General features: G+C 70.5%; 7 protein-coding genes. All 7 read right to left on the bottom strand.

What is annotated here, in order from left to right; genetic code table 11:
• Window positions 1–352: 352 nt before the first annotated feature.
• The 7 genes from WQ53_RS13285 to WQ53_RS13255 all read right to left on the bottom strand — a co-directional run bounded on the left by WQ53_RS13285 (window position 353) and on the right by WQ53_RS13255 (window position 16,568).
• Window positions 353–1,786 carry a sugar porter family MFS transporter gene (locus tag WQ53_RS13285; RefSeq protein ID WP_052633170.1) on the bottom strand — a complete coding sequence of 478 codons (1,434 nt, stop codon included), beginning with the start codon at window positions 1,784–1,786 and terminating at the stop codon, window positions 353–355.
• Between the two features lie 360 nt (window positions 1,787–2,146).
• The gene (locus WQ53_RS13280; protein ID WP_052633168.1) at window positions 2,147–4,552 is read right to left on the bottom strand and encodes a glycoside hydrolase family 95 protein; all 2,406 of its coding nucleotides are present in this window, start codon (window positions 4,550–4,552) and stop codon (window positions 2,147–2,149) included.
• A gap of 15 nt (window positions 4,553–4,567) precedes the next feature.
• A complete protein-coding gene (locus WQ53_RS13275) occupies window positions 4,568–7,414 on the bottom strand; it encodes a TIM-barrel domain-containing protein (protein WP_052633165.1) in 2,847 nt (948 codons plus the stop codon).
• 43 nt (window positions 7,415–7,457) lie between these two features.
• Entirely contained in the window at window positions 7,458–9,170 is a 1,713-nt protein-coding gene (locus WQ53_RS13270) for a DUF5597 domain-containing protein (RefSeq protein ID WP_052634088.1), read from the bottom strand.
• A 38-nt stretch (window positions 9,171–9,208) separates the two neighbouring features.
• On the bottom strand, window positions 9,209–11,146 hold the full coding sequence (locus tag WQ53_RS13265) for a sialate O-acetylesterase (RefSeq protein WP_052633162.1): 1,938 nt from the start codon (window positions 11,144–11,146) through the stop codon (window positions 9,209–9,211).
• Complete coding sequence (locus WQ53_RS13260; protein ID WP_428992293.1) at window positions 11,143–13,416, bottom strand: cellulase; 2,274 nt, start codon at window positions 13,414–13,416, stop codon at window positions 11,143–11,145. The genes WQ53_RS13265 and WQ53_RS13260 overlap by 4 nt, the downstream gene beginning before the upstream one ends.
• Window positions 13,417–13,613: 197 nt before the next feature.
• Window positions 13,614–16,568 (bottom strand): TonB-dependent receptor, encoded by a 2,955-nt coding sequence (locus WQ53_RS13255; protein ID WP_052633158.1) that lies wholly within the window; start codon window positions 16,566–16,568, stop codon window positions 13,614–13,616.
• Window positions 16,569–17,233: the final 665 nt, after the last annotated feature.

Here is a 17,233-nt window from a genome sequence, read left to right as displayed (position 1 = left end):
GCCTGGGCCGACGGCATCGGGTCGCGGGCAAGCCGGCTCCTACAGAACAGCGGACGGCGCAACGACGGCTGTTGCTTCCCGGCGCCGGAACGGAGCCACGACCCCAAAGTTCCCGAAGACGTGGCGGTGCGGGTGTGTTGCGGCAGCGGCCAGGGATGGCCGCGTCGGCGAGTCGGCGCACGGAGGTGCCGTCGAGCCGACCGCAACACACCCGCACTGCCGCGGCTCAGCCCGAAGCCGACCACCCCAGACGCTCTTGCGGTTGCGGTTGCGGTTGCGTCGCCTTGGCCGTCGCGGCCTCGGTCCCGCAGGGCCGTGGCGGCTGGTGCCGCCACGGCCGGCCGGGAGCACTTCAGCCCTCCATCTGCTCCAGCGCCTTGCCCTTGGTCTCGTGCACGTAACGCATGACGAAGAACACCGACACCACCGCGAAGAAGGTGTAGATGCCATAGGCACCGGCCAGGCCGATGCCCGCCAGCAGCATCGGGAAGGTCCAGGTGATCAGGAAGTTCGCGGTCCACTGCGCCAGGCCGGCCACCGCCAGGCCCGAACCGCGGATCTGGTTCGGGAACATCTCGCCCAGCATCACCCACATCACCGGGCCCCAGGACAGGTTGAAGAAGATCACGTAGACGTTGGCCGCCACCAGCGCCAGCACGCCCATCGACCCGGACAGCTGCAGCTTGCCGGCCGCGTCCACGCCGCCGGACGCGAACGCCCAGGTCACCAGCGCCAGGCTCACCGCCATGCCCACCGAGCCGACCCACAGCAGCGGCTTGCGTCCGACCTTGTCGATCAGGGCCACGGTGACCAGGCAGGCGCCGATGCTGAGCGCGCCGGACAGCACGTTGATCAGCAGCGCATCGTTCTCGGAGAAGCCCACCGCCTGCCACAGCACCGCGCCGTAGTAGAACACCACGTTGATGCCGACGAACTGCTGGAACGTGGCCAGGCCGACACCCACCCACACGATCGGGCGGATCCTGCCGGTGACCTTGCTGACCAGGTCCGACAGCCGCGGGCGGTGGTGGTCCTTGGCCAGCGAGGCATCGATCTCCACCAGCGTGCGCTCGCCAACGGCCGGGCCGTACAGCCGCGCCAGCACCGCCGACGCCCGTTCGCGCAGGCCGCGCGCCACCAGGTAGCGCGGGCTTTCCGGGATGAAGAACAGGGCGACCAGGAACACCGCCGCCGGCACGATCTCCGCCCAGAACATCCAGCGCCAGGCCTCGAAGCCCCACCACAACGGCTCCACCGACGAACCGGCGTGCCGTGCCAGCAGGTAGTTGCTCAGGAACGAGGCGAACAGGCCGGAGATGATCGCGATCTGCTGCACCGTGGCCAGCCGGCCGCGGTAGCGCGCCGGCGCCACCTCGCTGATGTAGGCCGGCGCCATCACGCTGGCCGCGCCGACGGCGAAGCCGCCGAGCACCCGGTAGAACACGAACTCCAGCGACGAGGTGGCGATGCCCGAGCCCCAGGCCGACACCAGGAAGAACACCGCCGCCCACAGCTGCATGGTGCGGCGGCCGTAGCGGTCGGCCAGGGTGCCGGCGAACCACGCGCCGATCGCGCAGCCCAGCAGCATCGAGGCCACGTTGAAGCCGGTCACCGCCGCGTCGGAGCCGAAGGCCAGCTTCAGGCCGTCGACGGTGCCGTTGATCACGCCGCTGTCGTAGCCGAACAGGAAACCGCCGATCGTGGCCACCAGGCTGATCAGGATGATGAAACGGGTGTTCTCTCCCGCATGCGCGGCCGTCTGGCCGGCGATGGATGGACTGCTCATTTCAACCCTTGTCGTCGTATTGGTCTTCCGCACCGGCAGGCCGGTGCGCCCTCCCCCAACGGTCCACCCACGCGGACCGCCCACCACCAGGGTCCGCCCTCACGGACCCGCCTCCCCGCGACGGCGCCGCTTGCCGCGGTGCGCCGCCACACCCACCCGCACGATCACCGCGGGCCGACGCGGCACAGCTTACCGTCAATGTCAGCGCTGTCGTCACCTTCCGCCGGCACATGCGCGCACCCGACCACGGCGGTCATCTGCATGCGGCATCGCAGCGAACTGATCCGGATGAAACCATCGCGTCGTCGCTGCACCACGGCCTCGCCCGCTGCGGCCACGCCGCGATGGCGCAGCGGCCGCTCATCCCCGCAGCAGCTTCCCGCCGCGCCAGGCCAGCGTCGCTGGTTGTCCCGCGACCAGTTCCAGTTCCAGCGGCTGCCCGCGGTACTCCAGCCGGTAGCGCCCGCCGCGGTCGCTGGCGATGCGCACCTGGTGCAGCTGGCCGCGCGCCCAGTCCAGGTCCACGACCGCCGCGCCGCGCACGCGCAGTCCGCGCACCTGGCCGTCCGGCCACGCCTGCGGCAGCGCCGGCAGCAGGAACACCGTGCCGCCCCAGCTCTGCAGCAGCATCTCGGTGATGCCGGCGGTGCCGCCGAAGTTGCCGTCGATCTGGAACGGCGGATGCGCGTCGAACAGGTTCGGGTAGGTCCGCGACGGGCTGATCAGCATCGCCAGCACCTTGTGCGCGCGCTCGGCGTCGCGCAGCCGTGCCCACAGGTTCAGGCGCCAGCCGATGCCCCAGCCGGTGGCCTCGTCGCCGCGGATCTCCAGCGAGCGGCGGGCGGCGGCGGCCAGCGCCGGGGTGTCGCGCAGGTTGATCTGGCTGGACGGGTGCAGCGCGTACAGGTGCGAGACGTGGCGGTGGTCGAGCTCCGGGGCGTCCATGTCCCAGTCCTGCTGCCACTCCTGCAGCTGCCCGGCGCGGCCGATGCGGTGCGGCGGCAGCCGCTCGCGCAGCGCCGCCAGCCGGCCGGCCAGTTCCGCGTCCACGCCGAGCAGGCCGGCGATCTCGATGCACTGGCCGAACAGGTCGCGCAGCAGCTGCGCGTCCATCGACGGGCCGGCGCACAGCGTGGCGCCGAACGGATGCACGTTCTCCGGCGAGATCGACGGCGCGGTGACCATCGCCCCGGTACCCGGGTCCTCGACCAGGGTGGCGGCGAAGAACTCGGCCGCGCCGCGGAACAGCGGCCAGACCTTCTCCAGGTAGCCGGGTTCGCGGCCATAGTCCCACCGGTCCCACAGGTGCTGCAGCAGCCAGGCGCCGCCGGTCGGCCACAGGCCCCACTCGGCGCCGTCGATCGGCGCGGTGCGGCGCCACAGGTCGGTGTTGTGGTGGACCACCCAGCCCGGGGCGTCGTACATGCTCCGCGCGGTGTCCGCACCGGCCTCGGCCAGCTCGGCGACCATGCGTTCCAGCGGCTCGACGCACTCGGCCAGCGCGTTGGCCTCGGCCGGCCAGTAGTTCATCTCGGTGTTGATGTTGATCGTGTACTTGCTCTCCCACGGCGGCGACAGCAGGTCGTTCCAGATGCCCTGCAGGTTAGCCGGCTGGGTGCCGGGCCGCGAGCAGCAGATCAGCAGGTAGCGGCCGAACTGGTGGTACAGCGCCGCCAGTTCCGGGTCGCCACCTTCGGCGAAGCGGGCCACGCGCGCGTCGGTCGGCAGGCCGGCGACCGCCTCGGGAGAACGCCCCAGGTCGATGGACACGCGATGGAACAGCCGCTGGTGCTCGGCCACGTGCGCCGCCAGCAGGTCCTCCCAGGACTTGCCTGCCGCCGACTGCAACTGGCTGCGGGTGATGGCCTCCGGGTCGCCGCCGATGTCGTCGAAGCGGCGGAAGCCGGTGGCGGCGGTCAGCAGCAATACCACTTCATCGGCGCCGGTGACCTCGATGCGCTCGCCCAGCCGCCGCATCTTCCCGCCTTGCGGCAGCACCCGCAGGCGCGCGGCGAAGCGCAGCCGGCCCTCGATGCCGAACGCGTCGCCGTTGCGGCCGCGCAGCAGCAGGCCGCCGTCGCCGTCGGCCTCGACCGCGGAAACCGCGTGGTCGCTGGCCAGGCCGATGCGCAGTCCGATCCGCCCCGGCCTGTCGCCCGAAATGCGCATGGCCAGGCACTGGTCCACCGGCGAGACGAACACCTCGCGGGTGTGCTGCAGGCCGCGCGCCTCGAAGGTGCTGGTCGCCAGTGCACGGTCCAGGTCCAGTTCGCGCCGGTAACCGTTGACGTAGGAAACCTCGAGGAAATCCAGCAGCAGGTCGCCCAGCGGCTGGTAGGGCATCTGCTTCTTCGGCTGGCCCATCATGCTCGCGTTGGCCAGCGCCTCGGCCTCGGCATAGCGCCCGGCGAAGATCAGCCGGCGCACCTCAGGCAGCGTGGCCAGTGCCTCCGGCGGTGTCGGGTCGTAGGGTCCGCCCGCGTACAGCGTGTCCTCGTTTAGTTGCAGCCGCTCGGACTTGCCGCCGCCCCAGACCATCGCGCCGAGCCGGCCGTTGCCCAGCGGCAGCGCCTCGACCCACTGCGTGGCCGGGCGCGGATACCACAGGCGCAGCGCGTTGGCGGGGCCGGCCGCACCACCGCCCGCGACCATGCCACTGCGTCCCGCGTTGGCGGCGGCAACGCCGGTGGCCGGAACCGCGCCCGCCCCGGCGACGGCCAGGGCCGCCGCCGTCGCCTTGAGCAGTTCGCGCCTGCTCAGGTCCATGCTACCGGCCCTGACTCAGGCACCCGGGCGGCGCACGGTCACCGCCCTGCCGGTGTAGCGCAGGCTGCGGTCGGCGGCCGGCTCCAGCGCGCCTGCATCGCCGCGCGGGCCGTCGATCCAGCGCACCCGGATCTCGCGCTCCGTGCGCATGCCCGGGTACGACCCCTCGCGCGCGCCGATCGACAGTTCGCCGGTGGCCTCGTTCCAGGCCAGCGGGATGCGGCTGAACTGGCCGCGCTCGTAGCCGTAGTTGCGGCCGTCGTCCTCGTACAGCGAGAAGCGGCCGTCGGCGCCGGTGTAGACCTCGATGGTCAGCGGCGCGCCCGGCCGCTCGTCCACGTACTGCTGGACCAGCGTGCGCGGCACGATCGAGCCGGCCCGGACGAACAGCGGCATGCGCTGCAGCGGCGCGGCGGCCTCGATCGTCTGCCCACCCTCGTGGCGGCGGCCCGTTTCGAAGTCGATCCAGCTGCTGCCTGCCGGCAGGTACACCGGGCGGCCGGTGGCCTTGAACTCGACCACCGGCGCGACCAGGAACGCCGGGCCGAACAGGTACTGGTCGGCGATGCCGCGCACCTTCGGATCGCCGGGGAAATCCATCGACAGCGTGCGCAGGAGCGTGCCGTCGTTGTGCCAGGTGTCGGCGGCCAGGGTATAGACGTAGGGCAGCAACGTGTAGCGCAGCTTCAGGTAGTGCACGAAGCTGTCGTAATGCGGCGTGCCTTCGGGGGCGATCTCCCAGATCTCGCGGTACGGGAACTGGCCGTGCAGGCGGAACACCGGCACGAACGCGCCGTACTGGAACCAGCGCAGGTTCAGCTCGCGCCACTCGGCCAGGTGCGCCGGGTCCTTGTCGCTGTAGCGCTGCTCCGGCGAGAAGCCGCCGATGTCGAAGCTCACGTTCGGCGCGCCAGCCATCGAGGCGTTGACCAGGCCGGCGATCTGCTCGCGCAGGTCGTCCCAGCGCGGCACGATGTCGCCGCTCCAGAACGCGGAGGCCGTCCGCTGCTGCCCGGCGAAGAACGCGCGCGAGAGGATGAACACGCGCTTGTCCGGATCGACTTCGCGCGAGCCGCGGAACACGCCCTCCGCGTGCACCAAGGGATAGGAATTGAAGTATTCGACCGAGGGACCGAACGCGGTCGGCGTGGTCCGCGCCTTGCGCTCGCCGATGTCGATGTTGCTGTGCAGGTCCGGTTCGCTGGCATCCAGCCACCAGGCGTCGAAGCCCTTGCGGTTCAGCTTTTCGTTGACCTGGCGCCAGAAGATGTCCTGCGCCTGCTTCGAGTAGGGGTCGTAGAACGAGCTCAGGTAGCCCTCGCCGATCCAGTCGCGCTCGCCGACCTCGACGTTGCGCCGGTACATGTGGCCGGCCGCGTCCAGCTCCTTGTAGTTGTCGGTGGTCGGATAGAACTTCGGCCACACCGAGATCATGATCTGTGCGTTGCGGTCGTGGACATGCTTGACCATCCCCTCCGGGTCGGGGAAGGTCTCCGGGTCGAAGTCGTGCGAGCCCCAGGCGTCCTGTGGCCAGTAGGACCAGTCGAGCACGATCGCGTCGATCGGCAGCTGGCGGCGGCGGTACTCGTCCAGCGCGCCGGTCAGTTCTTCCTGGGTCTTGTAGCGTTCGCGGCTCTGCCAGAAGCCGTAGGACCACTTCGGCAGGATCACCGACTTGCCGGTGAGCTGGCGGTAGCCGGCGATCAGTTCGTCGCCGTTGCGGCCGGCGACCACGTAGTAGTCGATCATCTGCCCGGCCTCGGACCAGATCGACAGGTCCCTGGCCTCGTCGGCCGGCAGCGGCTCGCGGTGCAGCAGGGCGATGTAGGCCGGGTCGATCGCGTCCCATTCCACGCGCAGGGCGTGCTGCCGGCCCGGCGCCAGTTCCAGCGCGAACTCGTGGTGCCACGGGTTCCAGTTCTGGCGCCAGCGGTCGATCACCTGTTCGCCGTCGACGTACACCCTGGCGTACTCGCTGTTGTACAGCGAGAAGGTGTGGCGGCCCGGCTTCTTCGCCTCGATCGTGCCTTCCCAAACCACCCGGGTGCGGCCGCCCTGGGCGGTGTTCCAGCCGGCCTTGGGCAGGTTGTCCAGGTCCTTGATGTACTGGTAGTTGATCTGCGACTCGCGGCGGACCACCTTGTCCTTGCCGTCGATCGAGTAGCGCGCGGTCAGCGCGCCCGGCTTGCCCTTGGCGTCGCGCAGCAGCAGGCTCTCGTCCAGCGGGCGCAGCCCGCGCGGATCGCCGAAGCGGGTGATCGCGTTGTTGTCCCAGAGGATGCCGTAGTTGCGCGTGGACTGGACGAACGGGATCGCATTGTCGATGTTGTGCTGGAGCAGTTCGACATCACGGCCCTTCAGGTCCATCCAGCCCTGCTGGTGCAGGCCGGTGCCGTAGAACGACTCGTCGTCCGGCGAGACGAAACGCTGGCGCACGCTGACCAGTGGCCGGCCCTCGGCCTCGAACGGGGTGAAGCTGCGGCCACCGCGGGTTTCCTCGAGCAGCGGCCTGCCGTCGCCGTCGAAGAAACTCACCCGGCCGTCGGCCAGCGCGATTTCGGCGGCGATGCCCGCGGCGGTCAGCCGCACCGCATCGGCGGTCTGGCCGACCTCGAACCTGGGCGTGCCCGGCACCGGCACCCGCATCAGGCTGGGGCTGCGCTGGAAGTCGCCGTCCAGGTCGGCGCTGATCCGCACGATGCGATCGCTGACCACCTGCACGCGCACGTCGGCGGCCTGGCCGTCGGCCGGGCGCACGATCACGCCGTCGGCCTGCCGCTCCACGGTCTGCGCGGCGGCGGCCAGCGGCAGCAGCGCCATCACCAGCACCGCCCGCGCGGCCGGCTTCGTCTGTCCCCTCATGCTTGTTCCTCCCTTGCGGCGCCCGCGGACGCCATCGCTTCTGTCAGTAGGTCGCCAACTTCACCCGCAACAGCTGCGGGGCGTCGGAAAAGTTCAGTCCGTAGTCGGTCTGGTCGCCGTTCCAGCGGCGGTGGAACACCCATTCGCCGTCGACGTAGGTGCCCTCGTCCACGTACTCGTAGGTCTGCCGGTCGGCCAGCGCCGGATCGCCGGCCACCAGGTTGATCCGCGCATGCGCGCCGGTGACCAGGAACTCGTCCGGCCCCAGCTGCACCACCAGCGCGCGCCCGACCGGCTCGGGATTGCCCGGCGGCTCGCCCTGGAACCAGAACTGCGGCACGCCGTAGGTCACCACCGCGTTCCAGCGGTCGTCGATCCGCAGCGTCTGCACCGCCTGCCCGGGCTGCTCGGCGGTGCCGTGCACCTTGCCTTCCAGGCTGGCGCGAGCGATCACCCGCGCCGCCGGCGCCACCAGCCGGTAGTTGAGCGCGAACGGCTCCAGCGTCTCGGGCGTGACCTCCTTCGCGCCCAGCGGCCAGTTGCTGTAGTGGCTGAAGTCGATGCCGAACGGCGACCAGCCGATCGCCTGTTCGCCCAGCGCGGAGAAGAAATAGCGGGCGTACTCGGCGCGGTTGCCGGTCTCGGCCACGAACAGCGGGTTGTCCGCGCGCGCGTAGCGGTCCAGCACCGTGGTGTAGTGGCTGTACTCGGGCATGTAGATGTCCGGCGCCAGCAGGTCGATGTGCGGGGCGGCGGCCTTGTAGATGCCGAGTACGTTGTCGGTCGGCCCGCCGCTGGCGTACTGGCCCGGCTGGCCGGGATTGAACGGCCCGCGCAGGGCGGCGTTGACCAGCATCGGCAGCGGGTAGGCCGCCTTGCCCGCCGCCGCGACCTGGTCGATGTAGTGGGCGATGTGCCAGGCGTGGAAGAACTCATCGGCATCGTCGCCGAACACCTCGCGCCAGGTCCCCGGCGGTTTGCCCAGCCGCTCCAGCAGCGCCTGCGGCACCGGTCCCTCGAAGTGCCGCTGCGCCAGCGGCGAGAAGTCGCGCACGCTGCCGTAGGTGCCGGGCTCGTTCTGCGGCTGGACCATGATTACGGTGCGCTGCGGATCGGCCGCCTTCAGGTGCTGCATCAGAGCGACGAAGGCCTTGCGGTCGGCCTCCAGCGTGGCCTCGCCGTGCGGCGAAAGCGAGTTGAGCGTGCGCCCGTCGGCGGTGACCACGCGCGGGAAGCGTTCGTTGTCCAGCTTCACCCATCTGGGCGCGTAGTGCGGCGCGTTGTTCTTCCAGGTGGCGAACCACAGCAGGATCAGGCGCTGGTCGTGCTCGCGCGCCTGCTTCAACAACTCGTCGACGAAGGAGAAGTCGAACCTGCCCTCTTCCGGCTCGATCTGTTCCCAGGCGATGGGCACCATCACCGTGTTCGGCTTGACGATGTCGATCGCCGGCCACACCTGGTCCAGCGCCCGCGGCCAGTTGCTGGAGTTGTTGACCTGCGCGCCGAGGATCAGGAACGGCTCGCCGTCGACCAGCAGCGCGTGGCGGCCGTTCTCGGTAACGATCCGAGGGATCGGCGCCTCACCGGCGGGCCGTTCCCCCGCGGCCCGCTTCGAGGCCGCCGCACTGCCGCCGGTGGCAGCGTCGCCGGCATCCCGGCCGTCGCGGGCACCGCACGCGGCCAGCAACAGGGCCAGCAATGCCGTCGCCACTGCCCGCCAGTGCCGCGCTTTCCGGATCGTCGTCCCGTGCTGCATCCGCTGTTCCTCCGCCATCCGATGATCATCCGCCCCGCTCACCACGCGCCGCTCCGGAACGGAGACGCCGGCAGGCCATCCTGGCCGACCAGGTCGGCCTGCGCCGGGTTGTCGCTCCAGGCGTAGCGCGCCACCACTGGCCTGGCCACCGCGTCGCTGCGCAGGACCACGCGGTCGCCGACGATGCGCGCCTGCGCCGGATGGAAACGCCGGTCCGCGCCGGCCACCTGGAAGCCCTGCGGCGCGCCGCCGCCGCGGGCCGCCAGCACGCCGCCGGGTGCGTCGAAGCGCAGCACCAGTTCGCCACCCTGTGCGCTCGCCTCGCGGAACACCGGTCCGTGGTGGACGACCCGGTCGTCGCCGTAGGCCACCCGTCGCGCCGCCAGCGCCAGCCGTTGGCCGACCGTGCGCTTGTCGCGCGGATGGATGTCGTCGGCCTCGCCCACGTCGATGGTCACCGCCTGGCCGGTGGCCGGCAGCGCCAGCGCGGCCGACTGCGATTCGCGCAGCGTCGCCCACGGGCTGTCGACGACAATGCCGCGGGCGTCAAGGCGGTCGCCGCCTGAATCGAACGCGGCCAGCTGCGCCCACAGGAAAGGCATGTCCGGCGCGGCCCACTTCGCACGCCAGCCTTCGATCAGGGTCCTGAACAGTTCGCGGTAGCGGTAGGCGCCGTGCTCACTGGCATTGCTCTCGCCCTGGTACCAGATCACACCGGCCAGCGGATACGGCAGCAGCGGATGGACCATCGCGTTGTACAGCAGGGTGTCGACCTGGTTCTTGTCGTCCGCGCTGGAGACCGTCACCGCCGCGGTGCGGAACCGCCAGTCGCCGGCCAGGCTGCGGCGCTGCCCGCCGACCGGTTCCACGTAGAGTTCCGCGGCGCTGCCGGCGATGCCGCCGCCCCCGCCGCCGTCCTCCACCCGCACCGCGATCGTGTTCAGGCCCGCACGCAGCACCGCGGCCGGGACTTGGTACACGCGCGGCACGTTGTAGCCGTTGGCGATGCCGCCCACGCGCTGGCCGTTGATCCAGGTCGTGTCGCTGTCGTCGATCTGGCCCAGGCCCAGGACCACGCCGGCGGCCGCCTCGCGCTCGCTCAGCTCGAACGTGGTGCGGTACCAGGCCACGCCGTCCATGCCGGGGTAGCCCTGCGCCTCCCACAACGACGGCACCCGGATCGTGCTCCAGCCGCTGTCATCCAGCTGCGCGGCGGCGAACGCCTCCGACGCCGGATCCACCGCCGGCCAGGCCGCCAGCCTGGCCCGCGTCTGCGCCTCGATCCGCTGGTCGATCGCGCGCCGTTCGCGCAGCTTCACCTCCAGCGCGGCCGCGTCCAGGCCCAGCATCGACGCGTCCATCCAGGCCTCGATCGAGCTGCCGCCCCAGGTGCTGTCGATGATGCCCACCGGCACGCCCAGCGTCTGGCGCAGTTCGCGGGCGAAGGCGTAGGCCACTGCCGAGAACTCGCCGACGCTGGCCGGCGAAGCCGGTTGCCACTGTCCGCCCTGCAACTGGGGCTGCGGCGTTTCCGCCCAGGATTTCGGAACCTTGAAGTGGCGCAGCGAGGCGTCGCCGGCGACGGCTATGTCCTCCTGCGCGTGCAAGGTCTGCGCGACCGGCCACTCCATGTTCGACTGGCCCGAGGCCAGCCAGACTTCACCGACCAGCACGTCGCCGATGCGCTTCTCCTCGCCACCGGCGCGTACCAGCAGTTGGTAAGGGCCGCCGGCGGCGTGCGCGGGCAGCCGCAGCGACCAGCGCCCGTCGGCGCCGGCCACGGCCTGCGCGCTGCTGCCGTCGAACTCCACCCGCACCTGCGCGCCGGGCGCCGCCCGGCCCCAGACCGGCAAGGGCCGGTCGCGCTGCAGCACGGCGCCGTCGGAGAACAGCAGCGGCAGCTCCAACTGCGCCGCCAGCGCCGTCAACGGCAACGCCAGCCAGACCAGCACCGCGAGCAGGATGCGCTTCCTCATGGTGCCGGTTCCCCGTAGACGATGCCGCGGCCGCCGGTGGCCAGGTATACGCGGCCGGGCACGCGCGCGTCGCCGGTGAGCATGCGCACGCTGCCGAAGCGGTGCTGCGGATCGTCGATCCGTACCCAGCGCTTGCCGTCGTCGTCCGAACGGTACAGCCCCGTCACGCCGCCGACCTCGCCGAACACGAACAGGGTGGGCGCATCGCGCCCCGGCTTCGGCGCGCCGAGCCCGGCGGCGTAGGCGTTGTCCACGCCGCCCAGGCGCACAAGCCGGCCCCCGCCCCAGCGCAGCAGCCCCTTCCAGGACGCGGCGAAATACACCACCCCGCTGGCATCCGGCGCCGGCAGCAGTTCGCCGCGGAACCAGTCGCCGATCGCACCGACGCCGGCATCCACCTGCTCGAACGCGACTCCGCCGTCACCGCTGACGAACAGGTCGCCACTGACCGGGTCGAAGCCGTACCACAGTGCCGGCGTCACCCGGTCGGCCGCGACCACGGCGCTGGCCGGCAGGCCGCGCACCTTCTGCCAGCGTCCGCCGAAATCGTCGGTCAGCCAGTGGCTGCCCTCGCGCGTGTGCCAGATCACCCGGCCTCCGTCCGCGGCAATGGCGATGCGGCCGGCGCCCTTGCCGTCGCCCGGTTCCGTGGCGAACGCGGTCCAGCTGGCGCCGCCGTCGCGCGACCAGGCGGCGCGCACCACCGCCGGGTCGGCGTGGTGCAGGTGCCCGCTGCGCACCAGCAGCTGCGGCTGGCGTCCGGCGTAGTCCAGGCTCTCGGTGTTGCTGTAGCGCGGCGGCGCGGCGAACTGCACGGTGGTGCGCTGCAGGTCGTCGTGGCGGAAACCGTCGATGTCGCCCAGGCCGCTGACCAGCAGCGCGCCCTGCGGCGGGCTGACCAAGTCCAGCGGCACGGTTTCCTCCAGGCCGGCGGTTTCGAACGTCCAGTGCACGCGCCCGCCGCGGTCCAGCGCGGTCATGTCGCGCGAGGCCCACAGGCCGTAGCCGGTGACGAACAGCACCCGGTCCGGCTCGTGCGGATCGATCTCGATGTCGGCCAGCCAGTGCGGCCTGGCCTGCGCGGTCCACGGCGAGGCCGCGTGGTCGAACTCCGAGCGCGCGAACACCGGCGTCCAGCTCCTGCCGCCGTCGGTGCTGCGGTAGACGTCGTCGCCCGGCGTCCAGCGGTTGAAGGTGGTGGCCACGATCACGTCCGGATCGCGCGCATCGACCGCCACCGCGCCCCAGCCGAAACCGTCGCCGCTCGGGTCGGTGGACTGCGGCGCGGGGGTGATGTCGGTCCACGCGCCGCTGGCGGGCGAGAACCGCCACACCGCGCCGTCGTTCATGCGGTCCGGACCGGGCTCGTCGCCGTAGCTGACCAGCAGGTCGCCGCGCGCGTCGCGGACCAAGTGGTTGGGGCGCAACCCGGTGGGCTGGCCAGGCACCGGGTTCCAGGTCCGGCCGGCGTCGTCGGAACGGAACAGGCCGCCATCGCGGCTGGAGACGCCGGCATACACCACCGGCGTCGGCGCGCCGGGCCGGCCGCTGGCGGGATCGAATGCCACCGCCACGATGCCGATGGCCTGCCTGCGCCAGTTGCTCGCAGCCGCCGATTCGGAAGTGGCCAGCGCGGGGAAGCCGTCCACCCGCTTCCAGCGCGCGCCGTAATCCTCGCTGCGCCACAGGCCGTGCGCGCGCGAGCCGAGCAGCAGCACCCGCCCGTCGTTCGAGTCCACCGCCAGGCGTTCGCCGTTGCCGCGGCCCAGCTCGTTGCCGCCGAGCTTGAACGGCAGGTCGGCGCGCTGGAAGCTGGCGCCGCGGTCGGCCGAGCGCAGGATCGCGCCGTTGCCGGCGCGCTCGTGGGTGTAGGTGCCGGCCGCCAGGTACACGCGCTGCGGATCGAGAGGATCCAGCGCCACGCTCTCGATGCCGGTGAGGTTGGCGTCGGCATGGCCGAGCCCGTCGGTCAGCGGGATCCAGCGGCGCGCCGCCGCGTCCCAGCGGTAGGCGCCACCTACGTCGGTACGTGCATAGGCCAGCCCGCGTTCGGACGGATGCAGGACCAGCCCGGTGACGAAGCCACCGCCGCCGATGGCGACGTTGCGCCAGACATACGGTTCGGCCTTGCTGGCGGCCGAGGCCGTGCCGCCGTGCCAGGTGAGCACGGCCAGCAGCAACGCGATGCGGCGCAAGTGCTGTTCCCTCCCAGGACAGTGCCATGCGTGTGGATCTGTGGCCGCGGGACGGACCCGCGACCGTGGATGCAGGCCAACACGGCCTGCGCGACGGCATCCTGCCCGAGCATAGGCGAGGCATCCATGCCGGGCCAATGACTTCTTTCGCGGAAACTATTCCGCGATGGAATTGCGCAGATCTTCGCGCCGGTCGATCGGCGCGCTGCGGCTCCAGACCGCAGCATGCGCCGGAAGGAAGGGGCAACGCCCCTTCCCTGGTGCCTGCGCAGCTAGAACGTGATCCGCACGGTTGCCGCGTAGCGCCTGTCGTTCACGTACCACGAGGTGACGTGCCGGCCGGCGCCGTTCTGCTGCATGATCGTGCGCTGCTCGGCGTTGTTGAGGTTGTTCATCTCCAGGCCGATCTGCACGTTGTCGCTGAAGCGGTAGAAGATCGAGCCGTCCAGCTGGCCGTAGTCGTCGCTGTACACCGGCAGCTTCCAGTTGATCCCGCCGTCACCGCCGTTGTAGCCGTTGGGACCGACCGCCAGCAGGTATTCGCTGCGCCAGTTGTAGGCGAGGCGCAGCTGCCACGGCCCCTTCTCGTAGAAGACGGCCACGTTGTACGCGTGCTCGGACAGGCCGTCGGCCGGCAGATCGCCCATCGGGGTGCCGTCGGTATCCATCGGGATCACGTCCGGGTCGTCCGGGACATTGGTCGAACTGTCGATGTAGGTGTAGTTCGCCGACATGCCGAGGCCGTCGAACGGCCCCGGCAGGAAGGTGAAGAACTGGTTCCAGCCGAGCTCGGCGCCGGTGATCCGCGCCGTGCCGATGTTCACCGGACGGGTGATCAGGTAGTCGTACGTGTTGCCGTCGGCGCCGGGGAACGGGACCAGTTGCGACTGGCGACGGAAGTAGTCCTTGATGTCCTTGTGGAACAGGTTGATCCAGGCCATGCCGCCGTGGTCCGGATCGAAGTACCACTCCAGCGACAGGTCGTACTGGTTGGCCTTCATCGGCTCCAGGTACGGGTTGTCGTAGGAGCTGCCGGTCAGATCCAGGTCGGTGACCGGCAGCGCGCTGCCGTCGTCCGGCGGGGTGACGCCGGGCCTGGTGCTGGCGCTCAGCACCTGGTAGGCCTGCATGTCGCCGAAGTCCGGACGGGCGATGGCCTTGGATGCGGCGAAGCGCACGATCAGGTCGTCGACCGGCTCCCAGCGCACGTTCACGCTGGGCAGGACGTCGGTGTAGGAGTTCTTGGCGCTGATCGGCTCGGCCTCGCCGGCGCCGAGGAACGGCGCGTAGGGCACGTCCGGGTAGATCAGATAGCCGCTGGCCGAATTCCGTGTGCGCACCACGCGCACGCCGAAGTTGCCGTCCAGCATCGCCTCGTCCACGCCGAAGTTGACCATCGCGTAGATGGCCTGGGTGTCCTCGGACTGGAGGTTGCTCCACTCCGGATCGTCCAGGCTGCGCGGGGTGAACGGACCTTCGCCGTAGCAGCATAGGTAGAACGGGGCCGCGGCGTCGTGGATGTCCTGGTAGCTGCCGGGGAAGCCGAGCGCGGTGGCCAGCACCGGTGCGTAGAAGGCGCCCGGCGTGCTGGCGCCGCCGCGGTAGAAGTTCTTGAAGGTGTTGAGGTTGACCAGGCTGGAATTGACCGTGGCGTTGAGGTCGAGCGGGGGCATCGGGCCGTCGCCCGGCAGCGCCCACCAGCGCATCCAGGTCTGGAACACCGGCTGCCAGTTGTAGCTGGTGTCGCGGCCGGTGGCGTCGCGCTCGGTCAGGCGCACGCCGACGCTGAACGCCTTGAAGAAGTCGCCGCCCAGCTGGTGCTTGAGGTCGGCGCGCCAGGCCAGCTGGTCGGCTTCGTTGTCGACCAGGTTCTCCATGGTGAAGCCCCAGTAGTAGTTCGCTGGGTTGGCCGTGAACTGCTCGTTGACGCCGATGGACGGCACCCCGCCCAGGGCGACGCCGATGTACGGCACGTCCACGCCCAGGGCCACGGTGGAATCCAGCTTGCGGGTGTCGGCCTTGATGTACTGCAGGTCGGTCGAGAATTCGGTGCTGTCGCTGAACACCCACTTCAGGCCGATGGAGTAGTCGGCGGTCCTGGAATCGCGGTCGGAGGCGCGGATGTCGGTGCCCATCGGCACGCCGCCGGCCTGGGTGAGGCGGCCGGAGCGGAACACGTTGCTGTTCAATTCATAGGGCTGGCTGGCGTCGATCATCACCTGGGTCGGGTCGTTCTGGACGAAGATCGCGTCCTCGTACCAGAGCTCCTGGTAGGTGCTCTGGAAGGCGGTGGCAAAAAGCTCGACCCGGTCATTGGGGCGCCACTGCATCGCCAGGTAGGCGCCGCTGCGCTCGCGGTCGTACTGCAGCGTGCGCCAGTCGGCGCCACGCGGCAGCCACAGTTCATCGCCGCTGCCGTCACCGTCCACGTCGCTGTTGCTGTTCCTGAAGAACGGACGCACGAACAGGCCGTCGGTGCGGGTGGCCAGTTCCGAGTGCGCCACATCGACCAGGATGCCGAAATCGCCGCCGCCGGTGTCCCAGCGGTTGCTGTAAAGGACCGAGGCCGACGGCCTGACCTGCCCGGCGAAGTCGCCGCGGTTCACGCTGAAGCTGGCGGCCAGCTTCTCGCCCTCGAAATCGAACGGCAGCCGCGTGCGCAGGTCGACGGTGCCGCCCAGGCCGCCCTCGATCATCTGCGCGGTCTGGTTCTTGTACACGTCGACGCCGGCCATCAGTTCGGACGGCACGTCCTGGAAACTCAGGCCGCGGCCGCCCGACGCGGAGAAGCTGTCGCGGCCATTCAACTCGGAGCGCACCTGGGTCAGGCCGCGGACCTGCACGCCATTGCCCTCGGCCGAGAAGTGCTCGGGGTCGCCGACCGACAGGAAGTGGTCGATGGTCACGCCGGGGATGCGCGACAGGGTCTCGGTGATGCTGCGGTCCGGCAGCGCGCCGATGTCCAGCGCGGTCACCGAGTCGACGAAGGTGTCGGCGTCGCGCTTGATGTCCTGCGCCCGCTGGATGGAGCCGCGGATTCCGGTGACCACGACCTGGTCGAATTCGGTGACTGCCTGGTCGTCGCCCCTGCTGGCCGCCTCCTGCGCATACGCGGGCGCGGCAAGCAGCAACGCCAGGCTGATCGCCAGCGTGCTGCGGCGGCAGTTGCCGATACCGGGACGCGCGGACGCACGCCCGGGCCGATGGCGGATCTGGTGCTTGGACATACGTTCCCTCCCAGGACACGCGTTGCAAGCGGAAGCGCACGGTCGCTTCCGGACAGGTTGTGGTTGCACGCCGGCCGTTGCAGGGCGGGCCGGACCGGTCCAGTCGTTCGATTGCGGATCGCCGATGGATCGTCTGCGCTCGCAGACTACGGGCCGTCGCTATGCCGGACCAATGAAAAAGCGGGATCGATGTATTCCTGATCAAACTACCTTCACACGCGCATCGGTCGCGGAAGGCAAGACGTAAAGAACACGACAAAGAAACAAGGTTCTTCTCCCGACTGCGGGGAGGGCCGCCCGTGCTGGGTCAGTGGCAGGGTCGCAAAGCGAAAGGCGTCGGTTCGATGGGCCGCCATCGCTACGGCCGCTTGGAGCAGAAGCGCTGGCTTCGGCCGGGGGCCGCCGTCCTGCCGAGGTATGGCTTACCCCTCGGTCGGGCATCCTGCCCTCAACTCGGGGCCGTGGCACATCACTGTGCCACTTGCGCCATACCCCGGCAGGACGACGTCCTCGGGCGGCGTTGTGGTCGTGGCTTCTATGGTCTGGCGAAAAACCGCCGCCCGATGGTTCCGGGTTTCCTGTAGGAGCCCAGCTTGCTGGCGACCCGGGTGTCGGAATCACGAGGGCGTCGCCTGTGCCGAGGTCGTCGTGTCGCCGGCTGAACC

The sequence above is a fragment of the Pseudoxanthomonas suwonensis genome, from assembly GCF_000972865.1.
Classification (GTDB): Bacteria; Pseudomonadota; Gammaproteobacteria; order Xanthomonadales; family Xanthomonadaceae; genus Pseudoxanthomonas; species Pseudoxanthomonas suwonensis_B.
This window is presented reverse-complemented; position numbering and strand designations above follow the sequence as displayed.

Coding starts and splice junctions, on each gene's coding strand:
- WQ53_RS13285 (WP_052633170.1), bottom strand. CDS start 1,786: ATGAGCAGTCCATCCATCGCCGGCCAGACGGCCGCGCATGCGGGAGAG.
- WQ53_RS13280 (WP_052633168.1), bottom strand. CDS start 4,552: ATGGACCTGAGCAGGCGCGAACTGCTCAAGGCGACGGCGGCGGCCCTG.
- WQ53_RS13275 (WP_052633165.1), bottom strand. CDS start 7,414: ATGAGGGGACAGACGAAGCCGGCCGCGCGGGCGGTGCTGGTGATGGCG.
- WQ53_RS13270 (WP_052634088.1), bottom strand. CDS start 9,170: ATGCAGCACGGGACGACGATCCGGAAAGCGCGGCACTGGCGGGCAGTG.
- WQ53_RS13265 (WP_052633162.1), bottom strand. CDS start 11,146: ATGAGGAAGCGCATCCTGCTCGCGGTGCTGGTCTGGCTGGCGTTGCCG.
- WQ53_RS13255 (WP_052633158.1), bottom strand. CDS start 16,568: ATGTCCAAGCACCAGATCCGCCATCGGCCCGGGCGTGCGTCCGCGCGT.